The sequence below is a fragment of the Arsenicitalea aurantiaca genome (assembly GCF_003994485.1).
Classification (GTDB): domain Bacteria; phylum Pseudomonadota; class Alphaproteobacteria; order Rhizobiales; family Devosiaceae; genus Arsenicitalea; species Arsenicitalea aurantiaca.
The window spans coordinates 123,244-140,325 of record NZ_RZNJ01000006.1 but is presented as its reverse complement, the minus strand read 5'-3'; the positions used below and the strand labels follow the sequence as shown (position 1 = coordinate 140,325).

The 17,082-nt window shown below is 65.4% G+C and carries 15 protein-coding genes; 7 read left to right on the top strand and 8 right to left on the bottom strand.

Annotated elements, in window-relative coordinates; translation table 11 throughout:
- Positions 1-21 precede the first annotated feature (21 nt).
- Positions 22-777 carry an IclR family transcriptional regulator domain-containing protein gene (locus EMQ25_RS15945; RefSeq protein ID WP_127189601.1) on the top strand — a complete coding sequence of 252 codons (756 nt, stop codon included), beginning with the start codon at positions 22-24 and terminating at the stop codon, positions 775-777.
- Positions 778-792: 15 nt separating this feature from the next.
- On the opposite strand, the gene EMQ25_RS15940 is transcribed toward EMQ25_RS15945, so the two are convergent.
- The gene (locus EMQ25_RS15940; RefSeq protein WP_127189600.1) at positions 793-1,797 is read right to left on the bottom strand and encodes a LacI family DNA-binding transcriptional regulator; all 1,005 of its coding nucleotides are present in this window, start codon (positions 1,795-1,797) and stop codon (positions 793-795) included.
- Positions 1,798-1,955: 158 nt separating this feature from the next.
- On the opposite strand from EMQ25_RS15940, the gene EMQ25_RS15935 reads away from it, so the two are divergent.
- Entirely contained in the window at positions 1,956-3,803 is a 1,848-nt protein-coding gene (locus EMQ25_RS15935) for a glycoside hydrolase family 2 protein (protein ID WP_127189599.1), read from the top strand.
- An 86-nt stretch (positions 3,804-3,889) separates the two neighbouring features.
- Here the strand turns inward: EMQ25_RS15935 and EMQ25_RS15930 are convergent, their stop codons facing one another.
- The 6 genes from EMQ25_RS15930 to EMQ25_RS18120 form a co-directional block, all read right to left on the bottom strand.
- Positions 3,890-5,920, bottom strand: a complete 2,031-nt coding sequence (locus EMQ25_RS15930) for a glutaminase family protein (protein WP_127189598.1) — start codon at positions 5,918-5,920, stop codon at positions 3,890-3,892.
- A gap of 163 nt (positions 5,921-6,083) precedes the next feature.
- Complete coding sequence (locus tag EMQ25_RS15925; protein WP_127189597.1) at positions 6,084-7,400, bottom strand: ABC transporter substrate-binding protein; 1,317 nt, start codon at positions 7,398-7,400, stop codon at positions 6,084-6,086.
- 62 nt (positions 7,401-7,462) lie between these two features.
- Positions 7,463-8,302 (bottom strand): carbohydrate ABC transporter permease, encoded by an 840-nt coding sequence (locus tag EMQ25_RS15920; RefSeq protein WP_127189596.1) that lies wholly within the window; start codon positions 8,300-8,302, stop codon positions 7,463-7,465.
- Between the two features lies 1 nt (position 8,303).
- Positions 8,304-9,197: a carbohydrate ABC transporter permease gene (locus EMQ25_RS15915; RefSeq protein WP_244606619.1), complete on the bottom strand. Its 894-nt coding sequence runs from the start codon at positions 9,195-9,197 to the stop codon at positions 8,304-8,306.
- The gene (locus EMQ25_RS15910) at positions 9,190-10,302 is read right to left on the bottom strand and encodes an ABC transporter ATP-binding protein (protein ID WP_127189595.1); all 1,113 of its coding nucleotides are present in this window, start codon (positions 10,300-10,302) and stop codon (positions 9,190-9,192) included. The genes EMQ25_RS15915 and EMQ25_RS15910 overlap by 8 nt, the downstream gene beginning before the upstream one ends.
- A 258-nt stretch (positions 10,303-10,560) precedes the next feature.
- Positions 10,561-11,238 carry a GntR family transcriptional regulator gene (locus EMQ25_RS18120; RefSeq protein WP_158626112.1) on the bottom strand — a complete coding sequence of 226 codons (678 nt, stop codon included), beginning with the start codon at positions 11,236-11,238 and terminating at the stop codon, positions 10,561-10,563.
- Between the two features lie 129 nt (positions 11,239-11,367).
- Between EMQ25_RS18120 and EMQ25_RS15900 the strand changes: the two genes are divergently transcribed.
- The 5 genes from EMQ25_RS15900 to EMQ25_RS15880 all read left to right on the top strand — a co-directional run bounded on the left by EMQ25_RS15900 (position 11,368) and on the right by EMQ25_RS15880 (position 16,339).
- Positions 11,368-12,522 carry a mandelate racemase/muconate lactonizing enzyme family protein gene (locus EMQ25_RS15900; RefSeq protein ID WP_127189593.1) on the top strand — a complete coding sequence of 385 codons (1,155 nt, stop codon included), beginning with the start codon at positions 11,368-11,370 and terminating at the stop codon, positions 12,520-12,522.
- A gap of 88 nt (positions 12,523-12,610) precedes the next feature.
- Positions 12,611-13,642 (top strand): DctP family TRAP transporter solute-binding subunit, encoded by a 1,032-nt coding sequence (locus EMQ25_RS15895; protein ID WP_158626111.1) that lies wholly within the window; start codon positions 12,611-12,613, stop codon positions 13,640-13,642.
- Positions 13,643-13,696: 54 nt separating this feature from the next.
- Positions 13,697-14,224, top strand: a complete 528-nt coding sequence (locus EMQ25_RS15890; protein ID WP_127189591.1) for a TRAP transporter small permease — start codon at positions 13,697-13,699, stop codon at positions 14,222-14,224.
- 2 nt (positions 14,225-14,226) lie between these two features.
- Entirely contained in the window at positions 14,227-15,504 is a 1,278-nt protein-coding gene (locus EMQ25_RS15885; protein ID WP_127189590.1) for a TRAP transporter large permease, read from the top strand.
- Between the two features lie 22 nt (positions 15,505-15,526).
- Positions 15,527-16,339, top strand: coding sequence for an aldo/keto reductase (locus EMQ25_RS15880; protein WP_244606618.1), 813 nt, complete (start codon positions 15,527-15,529; stop codon positions 16,337-16,339).
- Here EMQ25_RS15880 and EMQ25_RS15875 read toward each other — a convergent pair whose 3' ends face one another.
- The gene (locus EMQ25_RS15875; RefSeq protein ID WP_127189589.1) at positions 16,340-17,044 is read right to left on the bottom strand and encodes a GntR family transcriptional regulator; all 705 of its coding nucleotides are present in this window, start codon (positions 17,042-17,044) and stop codon (positions 16,340-16,342) included.
- Positions 17,045-17,082: the final 38 nt, after the last annotated feature.

The window sequence follows — 17,082 nt, the reverse complement described above, 5'->3', positions numbered from 1 at the left end:
TATCGCACGAAAGGCCCGCCGATGCTGGAGCGCGACATCATGGGCGGGCTCGCCAAGGGGCTCGCGGTCATCGAGACGTTCACGGCGGCCCGTCCCCGCCAGTCGATTGCCGAAGTCGCCGGTCTCTCCGGGCTCGATCGGGCGACGGCGCGCCGCTGCCTGCTGACCCTCGCCCATCTCGGCTATGCCGATTACGACGGGAAATATTTCACCCTCACCCCGCGCGTGTTGCGGCTCGGCACGGCCTGTCTTGCCACCATGCCGCTGCCGCAGCTCGTGCAGCCCGTGCTCGACCGGCTCTCCGAGACGCTCGGGGAAAGTTCGTCGGTTTCGATCCTCGACGGGGCGGAGATCGTCTATGTGGCCCGCGCGGCGCAGCGCAAGGTGATGTCGATCGCGCTCATGCCGGGCTCGCGCCTGCCGGCCTATTGCACGTCGATGGGCCGCGTGCTGCTCGCTGCCCTGCCCGAGGAGGAGATGCGCGAGCGCCTCGGGCCGGGCCCGCTCCCCGCCCGCACGCGCTTCACCCTCACCGATCCCGAAGCGATCGCCGGGGAGATTGCCGCAACGCGGCGCGCCGGCCATGCCCTTATCGACCAGGAGGTCGAGATTGGCCTGCGGTCCATCGCCGTGCCGCTTCACGATGCGCATGGGCGTACAGTCGGCGCGATCAATGTCGGGGTCGCGGCAAGCCAGGAGAGCGTCCTTGCGCTCAAGGACCTTTATCTCGCGCCGCTCCTTGCAGTGCAGGCCGATCTCCGCCGCGTCCTCCGCTGAGCCCCGCGATCGGTCTCAGGCGTCCGGCATCGTGCTTTTGCGCACCACGAGCTTGCCCTGGATCGTGGTGGTCCGATCTCCCGGCTGCGCCTCGCCGGCAAGCTGGTCCATGGCCCGCTCGGCCATTTCCACATGGGGCAGGGTGACCGTGGAAAGCGCCGGGTCGAGATCGCGCGCGAAATCCCGATCGTCATAGCCGATGACGCGGACGGCTCCGGGCACGTCCATTCCAAGCGAAGCGAGCGCCGCGAGCGCCCCTCGCGCCATGATGTCGTTCTGGCAGAAAATGCCGTCGGGCGGCTCGGGCAGCGCCATCAGCGCCAGCGTCTGGGCAAAGCCGCTCGCATGGCTCCAGTCACCTCGGCGCTCGAGCCCGGCATCTCGTGCGAGCCCCGCCCGCCCGAGCGCCCGATGATACCCGGCGAGCCGCTCGGCCGTCGCCAGCTGCCAGGGGTCGCCGGTGATCGTCGCGATCCGGCGGCAGCCCGCAGCCACCAGATGATCGGTTGCCAGCGCGCCGCCATAGCGCTCGGCCGGCAGCACGGCGAGCCCGCGGCTGTCGGGGCGCCGGCAGTTCAAAAGCACGTGGCGGAACGCGTCGAGCCGCGGCGGCACGTCGACGATGGCAGTGAAGGTGCGGGCATAGACGATGGTATCGATGCCGAACCGGGCGAAGTTTTCGAGCGCGGCCTCGTCATGGTCGGGCAGTCCGCCGGTGATCTGCACCAGCAATTGCGCGCCCTGCGTGTCCGCCCAGGTGTTGAGCCCGTCGATCAGATTGATCGGATAGGCCGAGGAGATCTCGTTGATCATCACCCCGAAGAGCCGCTTGCGCGCCGGGTCGAGATCATAGAGCGAGGGCCCCGGCGTATAGCCCAGCTCGCGCGCCACGCTCAGCACGCGCTGGCGCGTCTCGTCGGCGATCCGGATGTTGGGGACGTGGTTGAGCACGAGCGACACCGTCGTCTGGGAGACCTTTGCCGCCCGCGCGATATCGACCATCTTGACGCGTTTCTTCATCGCCCCCTCCAAGCCCAACCTGCTTGACAAAGCCAGGGGGGGCAATCAAGCTGCTAAATAAATTTATCAGATTGGCCGCGCCCGCTCTTTCCAATGCAATCAAGCCTCTGGAGCGATGGCAAAAGGCCACCGACCCTCACGGGCGGAGGAGGACATTCATGAACGTGCACGCATCCACGACCGCTTCGCTCGCGCCCAATCCGCAGTTCCGGCGGGAGGGCTGGGTCGACCTCTGCGGGGTCTGGGGCTTTGCCCATGATGATGAGGACGAGGGGCTCGCCGAGAATTGGGCCCGTGGCGAGGGCGGCTTCGGCCAGGAGATCACCGTGCCTTTCCCGCCCGAATCCCGCGCTTCGGGGATCGCGGCCACGGGCTTTCACCCCATCGTCTGGTACCGGCGCAGCTTCGAGGCGCCGAAACTCGAAACTGGCGAGCGCCTGCTCCTCAATTTCGGCGCGGTCGACTACGCCGCAACCGTCTGGGTCAACGGGCAGTGCGTTGCGACCCATGAGGGGGGCCATACCCCGTTCTCCGCCGACATCACCCATGCGTTGACCGGCTCGGGCGCGCAGACGATTGTCCTCCGCGCCGAGGACCAGCCCGAGGACGTCCGCATTCCCCGCGGCAAGCAGGACTGGCTCGAGAACCCGCATGCCATCTGGTATTATCGCACGACCGGCATCTGGCAGCCGGTCTGGCTCAGCGTCGTGCCCGAGCTTTTTATCACCGACATCCATTTCGTGCCCGATATCGCTAATGCGCGCGTGCGCTGCGAGGTCCGGCTGAACCGGCCGCCCGCCGAGCCGACGCGTCTTTCGATCACCGCGCGCCTCAAGGGCGAGGTCCTTGCCGAGCAGTCGATCCGCATCGCCGATAGCGAGATCGCCTTCGATATCGCCATTCCGGCCCTCGAGCACGGCACCTATCGCGATCATCTGCTCTGGACGCCCGAGCGTCCCAATCTGGTCGATGCGGACATCGTGCTTGAAGGCGCGCGCCCCGATCGGGTGGAGAGCTATTTCGGGCTCCGCAGCGTCGGTGTCGGCAGCGGGCACTTCCTGCTCAATGGCCTGCCCTATTACCTCCGCCTCGTGCTGGGACAGAATTACTGGCCCGAATCCCACCTTGCCGCCCCGAGCCCGGATGCGCTGCGGCGCGAGGCCGAACTGGTCAAGGCGATGGGCTTCAACGGCCTCAGGATCCACCAGAAGATCGAGGATCCGCGTTTCCTCTACTGGTGCGACGTCTTGGGGCTCATCGTCTGGGAGGAGATGCCGAGCGCCTATGCCTTCTCCAATTCCTCGATCGAGCGGCTCTCGCGCGAATGGATGGAGGCGATCCGGCGCGACAAGAGCCATCCCTCCATCGTTGCCTGGGTGCCGCTCAACGAGAGCTGGGGGGTGACCCAGATCGCCCAGCGTAAGGACCAGGAGCATCTGGCGAGCGCGCTCTATCATCTGACCAAGGCGCTCGATCCCAGCCGCCCCGCGATCTCCAATGATGGCTGGGAACTGGTCGAGAGCGACATCTGGTCGGTCCACGATTATGCCCCGGACGGGGAGGGACTCCGCTCCCGCTTCCACACGAGCGAGGATGTGGAGGCGATGCTGCACGGCATGGGGCCGGCGCGCCGGCGCGTCGTGCTCGGCGGGCGCGACCTCGGCGACAAGCCGATGATGCTGACCGAGTTCGGCGGGTTGAGCTTCACCCCCAGGCATGGCGAAGCCTGGCACGGCTATTCAACCGTCGCCGATGCGGACGCCTTCGAGGAGCGGCTCCGCGACATCTTCGGCACGGTCGCCGAAAGCCCGCTCATTGCCGGCTATTGCTACACCCAGCTGACCGACACCGAGCAGGAAACCAATGGGCTCCTGACCGCGGCTCGCGAACCCAAGCTCCCCCTCGAAACGATCAACGAAATCATGACGCTGCCCGCCGCATCCGTGCCCTACGAGCGGATCGACCGCGCCCGCACGATCGCCCGCAAGGCCGCCGGCACCGAATGAGAGCCCTGACGGCCGGGGCACCCGGCCGTCTCGCTTACTTCAAGATCACGGCCGGGGTACCCGGCCGTCCCTCTTTTTCGGCTTGATCAGCTCTCCCCGGCGCCCCGGGCCGCAAGGCGCTTTTCGAGCAGGCGGATGTGGAGCCCCCCCAGCACCGAGCGCGCCTGAAACCCGCGCTTGCGGGCATTGGCGGTGAAATAGAGGTCCGAGAACGGCACCCGGTTCGGCGTATTGGCGAGATAGCGCAGGATCGTCCCGCAGGCCTCCTCGAAGAGCGGCCGGTCATCGGCGAGCGACACCCCCCACAGCATCCATTCGGGCTTGGTGAGCGAGGAGCGGTTGTCGAGCGGAATGCCATAGGCGTTCATCTGCGTTCGGTAGAAGGCGTGCTCGCGCCGCCTTTCGGCCTCGGGCAAGAGGTCGAACCCGAAAAGCCGGTCCCAGACCAAATTGTATTTGAGGCTCCAGCTGCCCTCCTGGTTGAAGGCGAGGCGGGTGCCCTCGCCATCGCGCGCAAGCCGCACCCAGTCGGCCGCAAAGCGCTCCGCGACCCCGCGATAATGGCTGGCCTCGTCGTCCTTCCCGCACATCCGGGCCAGCATCGCAAAGCCCGCAATCCCCATGATCGCCTTGGCCGAGAGATTGACGTTGTGCCCGAGGACGCCGGAAAAATCGTCCGTGCACAATTGCTCGCCGGGGTCGAACCCCACCTCGACGAGATAATCCGCCCATTGCCGCAGGAGCCCCCAATGGCGCTCCGCATAAGCGGCATTGCCTTCGACGAGCGCGAGTGAAGCGGTGAGGATCAGCATGTTCCCCGATTCCTCGACCGGCATCTGCGTCTTGATGATGTCGTCGGGCACATTGGGATCGAACCCGCGATAGACCTGCCCGTTCGCTTTGGGATAGGTGCCAAGGTCATGGGCAGGGAAGGGGTGGGGCCAGACCCCGCCGGCGCAGTATTCGAAGATGGGGTCGATCATTGCCCGCACGAGCAGCGGGTTGAAGGCGAGGAACATAGGCGCCGACGGATAAGTCACGTCGACCGTCGCGATACAGCCGTTCGAAAAATTCTCCTTGGACATGAAGAGCGGCTGGCCATCGGGCCCGGCGACGAGCTTGTGCGCAGCGATGGTCTGGCGCCAGGTGAGGTCGATAAGGGTCGCATAGTCCTCCCCGCCGGCCTCGCGCGCTTCCGCATGGAGTGCGCGATCGAATTCGGCACAGCGGGCGACGATCGTCTCTTCTTCCTCCGCCGCGCGCGCAAGGATCGCGGGTCCGTCAAGCGTCCCGTCGCGCCGCCACCAGGCCGGCAGCGCCTTGCCGAAATATTCGATCGAGACCTCGTCGTCATAGCCGACGAAGATGGTCCGCGCCGCCTCGCCTCCTGCGGCAATGCTGAGATCGGTCGTGATCGCGAGAATGGCGTCGCTGTTGTAGTCGACCTTGCGCGGGGGCTGCTCGAGCCCCTCCGCGCTGAGCCGGCCGTGCTCGGCAAAGCTGTCGCGGCAGACATTGATGTCCCCGACCAGCGCCTCCACCTCGTCGGCCCGGCCCGCGAGATAGCCCGTGCCCCAGTCGATGCGGCGATGATCGCCCGCCTCGGCCAGCGGCCGCTGGTCTTCCGCCCGGAAGCTCAGCATATGGAGCCCCTGCGCCGTCCGATCGTCCCAGTAGACCCGCTCATGGGGCAGGTTGACCGCGATCTCGCCGCTCATATCGATATAGGCCGAAACCGCGTGTGCCTTGCCGTCGACAGAGCGCGCGCGCAGCCGGATATAGGTGACCGGCCGCGACATGAGGTCGAGATCGTCGGCGAGCAGTGGCGTCAGGAAATCGACATCCAGCTCAATCCCGCCGCACGCGAAAACATAGCGGGTGACCGTCGCCTCGACCGTGCAGGAAAGCTGCTCGGCTGCGCGCGCCAGCCACTCGTCTCCGCCCATGAAGCGATGAGGCGTGCCGTCGACCCGCACCACCCCGTAAAGCGCCATCTTGGTGCCCGTCCAGTGCCGCGGCCAGTCATCGGTCAGCCGGTCGGCCATCGACCAGATGCTGGTGTAGGGATCGATCGTGACGAGCGGGATGGCCGGGAAGGGATGCTGGGCTGAGCGCATGGCGTCGAAATTTCCGAAAAAGGGTGACGCGTCCGGGCCCGTCCGGGTCCGCCTGTCGCCTGAAAATGAGGGAAACCCGGTCGCCGCTGTCGCCTCGATCGCGCCTTGGCCGAGCCGGAGGGAAAAGCACCCGGACCCTCAAGGCCCGGGTGCGTCGTCATCGTTACCGGACGCGGCGGAAATTGCGCTCCACCTGCGACTGCACGTCCGACAGGGCGGCATCGACCGCGGTGTCACCGAGCCAGACTGCGCTCAGCCCGTCGCGGATGATGTCCTGGATCGGGCGCTGGTTCTGCACCATCGGCACGGCCTGGGCGATGCCGGTCGTCTCGGCATAGCTCGTGCGGTAGGGCAGGGCGGCAAACGCCTCGCTCTCGAGCACGGACTGGCGGACCGGCAGATGCCCGGTGCGCGCCCACTGGCCGCTATTGTCGTTGAGGAAGCTGAGGAAAGCGACGGTCGCCGCCATCTCTTCGGGGCTCCGCTCCTTGGCCGGCAGCACCCACATGTGCGAATCCGACCAGGTCGCGCGCGTGTCGCCCACCACCTGCGGGAAATCGAACACCTGGTAATTGGCGAGCGGCGAGCTCTCGCTTGCCGAATGCGCGGCCATGGTATCGACCTGCCAGGTGCCGCTGACGAACACGGCCGCCTCGCCATTGATGAAGGCCTGCGTTGCTTCGCTGCCGTCATGGATCGGCAGCGCCACGCCCTCGTCATAGAGGCGCTTCATGAATTCGAGCGCCACGCGCCCCTCTTCGCTGTCGATCTGAACGCCCGACAGATCCTCGTTGAAGATGCCCGAGCCCTGCTGCCACATCAGAAGGTTGAACACCCGCGCGGTCATCGCGTCATTGCGCGAACCGATCGAGAGATAGCGCTTGCCGGTCCGCTCCTGCACGATCCGCGCATGTTCGAAGAGCTCTTCGGTGCTCGTGGGCAGGATGTAGTTGCCTTCCGCGTCGGTGAGTCCGGCCTCTTCCATGATCGCGCCATTGACGTGGTAGAGCAGCGCATGGATGTCCCAGGGCAGGCCCCAGATCTGCCCGTCATAGCTGACCGATTCGAGCGCCGCGGGCAGAAAGTCCGAGGTGTCGATACCGGCCTCGACGAAGATATCGTCGAGCGGCTCGATCAGGTCGCGGGCGACGAAATTGGGCAGCACGCTGCGGTGCATCACGGCAATCGCCGGCTGCTGGCCGCTGGCGATCTGGGTCGAGAGCAGATCGTAATAGACGCCCCACTCGACGTTCTGGGTGTTGATGGTGATGTCCTGGTCGTTCTCGGCGTTGAACTTGTTGGTCAGCACCTGGATCACGCCGCACTCCCCGACGGCCTGGTCCATGTCGGTGACGTTCGCATACTGATCCGAGCACCCGCCGAAGAACCGCAGGAAGGTGAGTTCCTCGGCGGCATGGCTCACCGCGATCGGCGAGACCATCACCGCAAGGGCCGAGATGGCAAGAAGACTGGTTTTCATGTTTCCTCCTCCTAAGGGTACCTGATCGATCTGAGGGCCGGCGCGCGGTCCCGGGCGCGCCGTCACTTGCCGGTGGTCATCGCAATGCCCCGGACGATGTATTTCTGGAAGATGACGTAGACGATCACGACCGGCAGGCTCGCGAACACCGCCGAGGCCATGATGAAGCCGAGCCCCTCGGTCTGCGCGAAATTGCCCTGCAGCGAGGAAAGCCCCACCGTCACCGTGTACATGTTGCTGTTGGTCGCCGAGACCAGGGGCCAGAAGAAGTCGTTCCAGGCCTGCAGGAAGGTGTAGATCCCGAGCGTCGTCAGCGCCGGTATCGAGAGCGGCAGCATGATCCGGCGGAACACCGTCAGCCGGCTGGCATTGTCGAGCCGCGCGGCCTCCTCGAGTTCCAGCGGGATCGCGCGGAAGAACTGCGTCATCAGGAACACCCCGACCGGCATCGCCACCCGAGGCGCGATCAGCGCGGCATGGGTGTTGTGCATCCCCCAGTCGGTGATCATCGCATGCAGCGGGATGATGATGGTCTGCTCGGGGATCATCAGCCCGCAAAGGATGAAGACGAAGAGCGTGCGCTTGAAGGGAAACGCGATCCGCGCGAACGCATAGCCGGCGAGCGAAGCGACGATCAGCGTGATCACCGTCGTGCCGATGGCGACGATCGCGCTGTTGAGGAGCCAGCGCGGCGTCATCGAGACCGAGACGATGTCGATATAGTTCTGCAGCGTGAACGGGATGGGCAGCAGCCCCGCCGTCGAGCGCATCAGATCCATATTGGGCCGCAGCGACAGGCTTATCACCCAGATCGTGGGCAGGATCCACATCGCCGCGAGCGCGATCATCAGGACGAGGGTGACGGTATCGCCGGAGAAGGGGCGGATGGCGCGCTTTTCCATCTCAGTCCTCCTGCCGGGCGATATAGAGCTGCGCCATCGAGGCGACGAACATCACGACGAAGAGAAAGAGCGACATCGCCGAGGCGTAGCCCAGCTGCCAGTCCGCAAAGCCGGTCTCGTAGATGGTCTGGACGAGCGAGCGCGTCGATTGCGAGGGGCCGCCCCCGGTCATGATCAGCACCTGCCCGAAAATCTGCAACTGCCCGATGACCTGGAGGATCGCAACGAGCACGAAGGTCCGCCGCAACGCCGGCAGGGTGATGCGCGTGAACCGCCGCCAGGGCGAGGCATTGTCGAGCCGCGCCGCCTCGTAGAGTTCGCCGGGGATCTGCTGCAGGCCCGCGAGAAAGAGGATCATCGGAAACCCGATCCCCCACCAGACCGTGGTCGCGACGATCGCGGGCATGGCCCAGGTGGTCGAGGCGAGGAACGCGATGGGTTCGAGCCCGAGCGAGCGGAAGAGCTGCGCGATCAGCCCGCGATCGGGGCTCAGCACCATGATCCAGATCAGCGTGACGACGGTGACCGAAAGCACGTTGGAGGTAAAGAAGATCGCCCGCAGCGCCCCGTGGATCCGCGTCTGCCGGTTGAGCCCGAGCGCCAGCAGCAGCGCGAGCCCTACCATCACGGGCACGGTCATCGCCGCAAAGGTCAGCGTGTTGCGCACCGCCCGCCAGAACTGGGGGTCGGCGAACATGTCCTCATAGTTCCAGAGCCCGATCCACTCCCGGAACGAGCCGACCAGCTCCCAGTCATGAAAGCTGATCCAGATCCCGAGCCCGAAGGGATAGACGAGGAAGAGGAGATAGAAGACGAGGAAGGGCGCGAGGAAGGCGAGGGCCGACAGCCCGTCCCGGAGCCGCACCATGCGCGCCCGAGAGACGGCGCTAGACATCGAAGAGCCCCTCGAGCGCGGCCGGCGTGCGCCTGAGCGCCTCGCCATCCATGGTGAAGAGGTGCCCATCCGTCGCCGCGACGGAGATCGGGATCGTCTCGCCGGTGCGCACCCGCGCCGTGCCGTCGAGCTTGACGACGACGCTCGTGCCATCCCCGATGGTTCCGTAAACCATGGTTTCGTCGCCGAGCCGCTCGACCACTTCGACCACGACTGCGAGCCCGTCGCCCGGCTTGCCGACGCCCATGTGCTCGGGACGGATGCCCACGCGAACGCTGTCACCGATCGCAAGGCCGGCGGGCTCGGCCGCGATGGCGAGCCGTCCGCTCGGGGTCTCGACGTCCACGCCCTCGGGCGTGATCGCGGCCACCTTGCCATCGATGATGTTCATCTTGGGCGAGCCGATGAAGCCCGCAACGAACGTGTTGCGCGGGGTGTGATAAAGCTCGAGCGGCGTCCCCACCTGCTCGATGCGTCCTGCGCTCAAGACCACGATCTTGTCGGCCAGCGTCATCGCCTCGACCTGGTCGTGGGTCACGTAGATCATCGTCGCGTCAAGCCGCTGGTGGAGCTTCGCGATTTCGATCCGCATCTGCACCCGGAGCGCCGCGTCGAGGTTCGAGAGCGGTTCGTCGAAGAGGAAGACCTTGGGGTCGCGCACGATCGCCCGGCCGATCGCGATGCGCTGGCGCTGGCCGCCCGACATCGCTTTTGGCCGCCGCTGCAGCAATTCCTCGATCTTGAGCGTCGAGGCGGCATGGGCGATACGCCGATTGATCTCCTCGCGCGCCATGCCGATGTTCTCGAGCCCGAACGCCATGTTCTGGGCCGCCGTCATGTGCGGGTAGAGCGCGTAGTTCTGGAACACCATGGCGACGCCGCGCCCGCCTGCCGGCACGTCGTTGATCACCTGGTCATCGAGCGTGATCTCGCCCCCGCTTATGGTCTCGAGCCCGGCGATCATGCGCAACAGGGTCGACTTCCCGCAGCCCGAGGGCCCCACCAGCACCACGAATTCGCGATGCTCGACGTCGAGGTTCACCTCATGGATAGCGCGCACCGCGCCATAGTTCTTCGCAACCGCGCGCAATCGTACCGACGCCACGTGCCGACCTCCCTCTCCCGCGGCCCGGTTCGGATCCGAAGGACCCTCCGCGCTCAAACGCTAATATTTTTTAGCACGCTAGGTCGGGTGGTTCCGGCTGTCAAGCCAAAGCCGAACGCCCCCGCGCGGACCCAAAAGTCGCGCCGGGATGGAGGGGGGCATGGAACTGGGACGGGTCTGGCAACGCCTGATGCCACGCCGTTTTCGACGCTCGCGGAACGGACTGCGCCGCTGGCGAACCCCTGAGCAAAGCGTCGGCTAGCTGGCGCTTTCGACGGGGCGGTTGGTGCGTCCATGGCGCAGCTGCGCAAGGAAATCGTCCTTGGCGTTGCGCACATGTCGTGCGGCGGCGTCGGCGGCAGCATCGGGGTCCGCGTCCACCAGGGCCTTGACGATCTGGGCATGCTCCCGAGCGCGGGTCAGCATCCGGCCGCGCGTCATCCCGAGTTTCGAGCGCACGGCGTTGACGATGTCGCCATGGCGCTCCACCACCTGCAGGGCCTCGGTATTGGTCTCTTCCTCGACCATGATCCTGTGGAATTCGCGGTTGCAGCGATCGAGCAGGTAGAAGTCGGAGGCATCGGTTTCTGCCGCGCGCTCGAACGCGAGCCGAGCTTGCTCGAGCCGTCGCAGATCGTCTGAGGATGCTCGGTTGCAGAACCGCCTGACGAAGACCGGCTCGATGATCTCACGCAGCTCGAAGATGTTCCGTATGAAATCGTCGTCCACCACCCGGACGCGCGCGCCCAGATTGGGCGTCACCACCACGAAGCCTTCGCCCTGCAGCCGCCAGAGCGCTTCGCGCACCGGGTTGGCGCTGACCTTGTAGCGCTCCGCAAGCGCCTCCGTCTTGAGCCGCTCGCCGGGCGAGAACACGCCGTTCACGATGTCCCGGCGCAACTCCTCGGTCAGACGGTGGGAGAGGTTGGGCTTCACGCGATCATCTCTGTTTGCTGTCGAGGCTGGTTCAATACAGGACAAGCGGATCGGTGGCAATATTCTATAGACAACGCCTAGGATTCTATATAATCGAGTCTCAAGCGATGATTTTGGACCGGAGGAACCGTGAAGCTCGCCCGCCTCGAGACTTTTCTGATTGGACGACCGTGGAACAATCTGCTGTTCGTGCGGCTCGAGACCGACACCGGCATCACCGGGGTCGGCGAAGGCACCATGCAATGGCAGGCCCAGACGGTCGCTGCGGTCACCGAGCTCATGTTCAAGCGATATGTCGTGGGTGCGAGCCCCTTCGACATCGAGCGGCTCGTGCAGGCCATGTACCGCAATGAGTACGCACGCGGCGGCCCGGTCCTCAACAGCGCCATCGCAGCCATCGAAATGGCGCTTTGGGACATCTGCGCCAAGCATGTGGGCCAGCCGCTCTACAATCTGCTCGGCGGACGGGTGCACGACACGATCCCGGCCTATGCCAATGGATGGTACGAAAACGGATGCACGCCGGAAGTGGCTGCCGCGGCAGCGCGCAAGGTCGTCGCCGAAGGCTATAGCGGCATGAAGTTCGATCCGTTCTGGCTTGCCGGAGCCGACCCGCAGCCCGAAGTCCTGAGACTGGGCTTCGACACCATTGCTGCCGTCCGTGACGCAGTCGGCCCCGATGCGCGCATCATGATCGATGGGCACGGGCGTTTCAGCGTAGGCACTGCAAACCAGATCGCGCACGTGCTCGGCGAGCTGGGCGTCTACTGGTTCGAGGAGCCGGTCGCGCCGGAGAATTTCGCGATGCTGGGCGAGGTCGATCGCCCCAAGGGCCTGCGGATTGCCGCGGGAGAGCGCTGCTGGTCGCGTCATCAGGTCCCTCAGCTCATTGCGCAGGGACGTCCGCACGTGCTGCAGCCCGATATCATTCAGGTCGGCGGCATACTCGAGGCCAAGAAGATCGCCGCCATCGCCGATGCGCACGGCATCCCGGTATCCTTCCACTGCCCCTTCGGGCCGGTGGCAACGGCGGCCGCGCTGCATCTGGATATGGCGACCACGAACATCGTCTCGCAGGAATCCTTTTCGGCATTCGACGTCCCCTGGCGGTCCGATCTGGTCACCAACTGTCCCATGCCTCGGCAGGGCGCGTATCGCGTGTCCGATGCGCCGGGGCTGGGCATCGAGCTGAACGAGGATGCCATCCGGGAGCATCCGTTCAGGGAGGAGGCCGTCCAGGACATGTGGGCGGACAATGGAAGCATGTCGGCCTGGAGGGGCTGACGCGCGCCACGTGGCGCATGCATGCGGCGCCCGGCTGCGTCAGACGCTCCGGGACACCGCACACCGATCATTCAGAGGAGGACATGACATGAGTTTCAACACCGTTTCGGGCAAGTCGCTCGCCGCCGCCGTAGCACTGCTTGCGCTGGGCATGGCAGGCACGGCTCAGGGGGCGACCCTTATCAAGCTCGGCACCAATTTCGCCTCGCCCGATCAGGTCGAGTATCAGGCCGTCCAGGCCTTCAAGCGCTACGTCGAATTCCGCAGCAATGGTGAGATCGAGCTGCGGGTCTTCGCTGAATCGCTGGGCGGGGATCGCGAGATCTTCGAGCAGGTCCAGCAGGGTTCGCTCGAACTGGCTTTTCCCGCCGATGGCGCGATCGCAGGGTTCTATGCCCCGGTTCAGGTGCTTTCCATCCCCTATGCCGTCACGACTTCGCCGGTCGCCTGGAAGTTTCTCGAGAGCGATTTCATGCGCGAACTGACCGCCGACATGCTCGAACAGACCGGCGTGCGCACGCTTGTGACTGCAGAGAGCGGGTTCCGCTCGATGAGTAACAATGTTCGCCAGATCCGCGAGCCTGCCGACATGGAGGGGCTCAAGATGCGGACCATGCAGAGCCCCGTATACATGGAGATGATGCGTGCGCTCGGCGCTACGCCCACGCCCCTGCCGGCAACCGAGCTCGTGATGTCGCTCAGGCAGGGCATCGTGGACGGGCAGGAAAACCCGATCCCCGCCATCGCCGATTCCGGCATCGGCGAGGTCCAGAGCTTCGTCTCGGCGGACGATCACACTCTGGGTGTCCAGTTCCTCGTCACCAATGACGACTGGTGGCAGACGCTCGACCAGACCACCCGCGAGATCCTGCAGGAGGGCGCTCATCTGCTCGCCAACTACTCTCAGGCGCTCAAGATGGACAAGCTCGAGCTCAGCATCCAGAAGCTGCGCGACCGGGGGGTGGACGTCTACCTCAACACCAATGCCGAAAAGGAAATGTTCCGGGAGGCCGCCCAGCCTGCGGTTCGGGCCTTCATCGAGGAGCAGGTCGGCACCGAACTCGTCGAGCGCTTCCTCGGCGCGGTCGAAGAGGCCAACGCGTCCGTCTACAGCCACTGATCGCCCACCGGGCCGGCCGCTGGCCGGCCCTTCTTCCCCAATCAGAGGTCGACTATGTCCCTCCAACGGCTCCAAGCCGGTCTGGCTCGTCTCGTCCACTGGATCGACACCGGAACGCTCACAATCGCGGCGCTCCTGCTCCTGGGCATCGTGATCATCGATGGACTGTCCGTTCTGTTCCGCTACGTCTTTTCAGCGCCATTCTCCTGGAGCGAGGAGGTCATGCGCTACTGCAATATCTGGCTCTCCTTCCTCGGCGCCGTTTCCGCATTCGTGCGGCGCGAGCACATGACGGTGGAGCTGGGCCTGACGAGCGGTAACGGCATCATTGCGCGCGTCCTCGGTGTCCTCGGCCTCCTCATCATCATGGTCGTCGCCGGCTACATGGTGATCTACGGCGTTCGCGGCGCGACCGCCAATCTGGGGCAGATGTCACCCTCGGCCGGCATCAGCATGGCCGTCCCTTATGCTGCGGTCCCCGTTGCCGGCCTTCTCATCATCGTCGTCTCGCTCTTCTTCCTGCTGAGCAATCTGCGCAGGGCGGAGCGTCAGATCGCCGATTCCGCCCCCCGGGAGATCTAGCCGTGCTGGTCGTCATCGGCGCCTTCGCCATCCTCATGATCATCGGGCTGCCGCTGGCTTTTGCCTTTGGTCTTGCGGGCATTCTCGGCATCCAGACCGGCGGGCTCAATCCCGTCGTCATTCCCACGCGCCTCATCACGTCGATCGACAGCATGGCGCTGCTGGCCGCCCCCTTCTACATCTTCGCCGGCGAGATCATGGGCAGCGCCGGCATCACCGATCGGCTGATCACCCTCAGCCAGCGCATCATGGGAAAGATTCGCGGCGCCACGGCCTATGCCAACGTTCTGGCCTCGGTCTTCTTTTCGGGCATTTCGGGCAGTTCGGTCGCCGATACCGCAGCGCTTGGCCAGGTGTTCATCCGCGGCATGCCCAAGGAAGGCTACACCAAGGAATTCGCCGCCGCCGTCACCGTTGCGAGTGCCGTCATCGGGCCGATCATTCCGCCCTCGGTGACCGCCGTCATTTACTCTGCGGTAACCGGCGTATCGGTCGTATCGCTGTTCGTCGCCGGCATCATTCCCGGCCTGCTGCTCGGCCTCGCCTGTTTTGTCGTCATCTATCTCAAGGGTGTCGCCGGCCAGCTTCCGGACTCCCGCCAGACGCTGCTGCACGCAGACGAGCCCACCTGGCGGCTGGCGCTCGACGGCATCGCCGTCGTCTCGCTCCCGGTACTCATCGTCTGGGGCACCGTGGGTGGCGTCTTCACGCCCACCGAAGCGGGCGGGGTCGCCTGCATCTACGCCATATTCCTCGGCAGCGTCGTCTTCCGCTCGCTCAGCCGTCGCGCCTTCTGGGAGGCCTTGAAGAACTCCGCCCGCGCCAGCGCCACGGTCTTCTTCCTCGTCGCCATGGTCTCGCTGGCCTCCTACGTGCTCATCATCAACGGTTTCGGCACGTTGAGCGATTTTCTGCGCACGAGTTTCGTGGACCAGCCGGTTCCCTTCCTCTTTGCGACCATCGCCATCCTCCTTCTGCTGGGGATGTTCCTCGAGCCAACCGTGATCATCATCGTCTTCGTGCCACTGCTGACGCCTGTCTCGCGCAGCCTGGGCATCGACGACATCCACTTCGCCATGACGGTGATCCTGAGCCTCACCATGGGGATGATCACGCCCCCGGTCGGCATCAACCTGTTCATCGCCATGCGCATCGGCGACATACGGATGGGCGCGTTGATGAAGGCGCTCTACCCCTTCCTCATTGCCCATCTTTTCGTCATCGCCCTGATCGCGCTGGTGCCGCCGCTCTCGACCTATCTGCCCACCGTGCTCCGCTAACCGCCGCTAAGGATCGCCGCTCTTGAAAACCATCAACGCTATTCCGCAGCTGGGCCTCGGCACGGCCAAGAGAAACGGCCCCGAGGGCGTCGCCGCGATCGAGGCGGCAATCGAGATCGGCTACCGCCATCTTGATACCGCCCAGGACTACCGCAGCGAGGCCGAATGCGGCGAGGCCATGCGGCATTCGGGCCTGCCCCGGGAAGATTTCTTTGTCACGACCAAGGTCAGCACCAGCAATCTTGGGCCCGGTGACGTGGTGCCGAGCCTCCGGCGCAGCGCCGAGGAACTCGGGATCGACGTCATCGACCTGGCGCTGGTCCACTGGCCGGCCAAGAACGGGGAATATCCGCTCGAAACCTACATGCCTCAGATGGCCGAGGCGCTTTCGCTCGGCCTCGTCCGGCAAATCGGCGTCTCGAACTTCCCGATCGCCTATCTGGAGCGTTCCGAGGCGATCATCGGGGAAAATCTCATCGCCAACAATCAGGTCGAGGTGCACCCGTTCCTGCAGAACCGGGCGCTCGTCGCCCATTGCCGCTCGAGGGGCATCGCGGTCACCTGCTACATGCCCATTGCCGGCGGCCGCGTTGCATCGGAGCCGGAAATCTGCCGGATCGCCGAAAAGCACGGGGCGACCCCAGAGCAGGTTTCACTCGCCTATCTGATGGCGCTCGATCTCATCGTCATACCCTCGTCTGCCGATGCCGGACGGCTGCGGGCCAATTTCGGCGCCACCGGCTTAACGCTCGACGATGACGACATGCGGGCCATGGCCGCGCTCGATCGTGGCGAACGCCTCATCGTGCGGGACTGGGGGCCGGTCTTCGACTGACTATCCCGTCGGGCCTTCTGCGGCGCGTTCGGCCTGTGCCGTGGTGGAAGGCAGGCCGTTGAGGAAGTGCTCGCGCGTCAGGCGGTTGAGCAGCGGGCCGTCGCGGCCGGCGAGGGCGGCGAACATCTTGGAGTGCTCGAAAAGCGCCGCGCTCCAGCGGTCGCGATCGAGATTGGCGAGCGCCCGGGCGCGCTCGACGCGCGGCAGCAGCGTACGCCACTGCGCCTCGAGGATCGGATTGGCTGAAATCTCCACCACGCGCCGGTGGATGGCGTGGTTGATCGCCATATAGCCCGTCCGGTCCGCTTTTGCATGCAAGTCGACCATTTCGCTCAGCAGCCGGCCGATCTCGGCGATCTCGTCGGCGGTGACGCGCGCGCAGGCAAGCTCGCCGGCGAGACCCTCGAGCGCGCCGAAGACGCGATAGAGATGGACGATGTCGGGCGCCCGCAGCCGCGCGACCACGACGCTCTTGTTGGGCAGAAGATCCACCAGTCCCTCGGCGGCGAGCGTGCGCAACGCTTCGCGCACCGGCGTACGGGACACTCCTAACGCCCCGCAAAGCTGCACTTCCCGCAGCCGTGCGCCCGGCGGCAGCACGCCGTTCATGATCATCTCGCGCAGCCGGCCGACGGTCTGGATGTGCAATTGCCCCCGGGGCGCTGCGCTCGGGGTTTCGGTACGTTCGGGGGTTATGACGCTCATGATATGGTGAACCTTATGCACAAGCCGTCTTAGAGCCA